Genomic DNA, 884 nt, shown 5'->3' on the forward strand with positions numbered 1-884 from the left:
TACATGAAAGTAGCCGTTATTGGTGCCGCTGGTGGCATCGGTCAAGCCCTTGCCCTTCTGCTTAAGAACCGTCTTCCTGCTGGTTCTGATTTAGCCCTATACGATATTGCTCCAGTTACGCCTGGCGTAGCAGCAGATCTTAGCCACATCCCAACACCAGTATCGATCAAAGGTTACGCTGGTGAAGATCCAACTCCTGCGCTAGAAGGTGCAGATGTAGTTCTTATCTCTGCGGGTGTTGCTCGTAAGCCGGGCATGGATCGTGCGGATCTGTTCAATGTAAACGCTGGTATTGTGAAATCACTCGCTGAAAAGATTGCGGTTGTTTGTCCTAAAGCATGTGTAGGTATCATCACTAACCCAGTGAACACAACAGTGCCAATCGCTGCTGAAGTTCTAAAGAAAGCGGGCGTTTACGACAAGCGTCGCCTATTCGGTATTACCACACTAGACGTGATCCGTTCAGAAACGTTTGTTGCTGAGCTAAAAGGCAAAGATCCTAGCGACATTCGTGTACCAGTTATCGGTGGTCACTCTGGCGTGACAATTCTTCCTCTTCTTTCTCAAGTAGAAGGTGTGGAGTTTACAGCTGAAGAAGTAGAAGCTCTGACTAAGCGTATTCAAAACGCGGGCACAGAAGTTGTTGAAGCAAAAGCGGGTGGCGGTAGTGCGACACTTTCTATGGGCCAAGCGGCTTGTCGTTTCGGTCTAGCACTTGTACGAGCTCTTCAAGGTGAAGAAGGCGTTGTTGAGTGTGCTTACGTTGAAGGTGATAGCGAGCACGCTCCTTACTTTGCACAACCAGTGAAGTTGGGTAAAGAAGGCGTAGAAGAAGTACTAAGCTACGGCGAATTGAGCGACTTCGAAAAAGCGGCACTAGATGG

The 884-nt window shown here is 48.6% G+C and carries 1 protein-coding gene; it reads left to right on the forward strand.

Annotated elements, in window-relative coordinates; all coding sequences use genetic code 11:
* Positions 1-3: 3 nt before the first annotated feature.
* A partial coding sequence (gene mdh / locus R7044_RS24610) for a malate dehydrogenase (RefSeq protein WP_225455922.1) occupies positions 4-884 on the forward strand: 881 nt, incomplete at its 3' end.

The organism is Vibrio sp. 1402 (assembly GCF_033340275.1).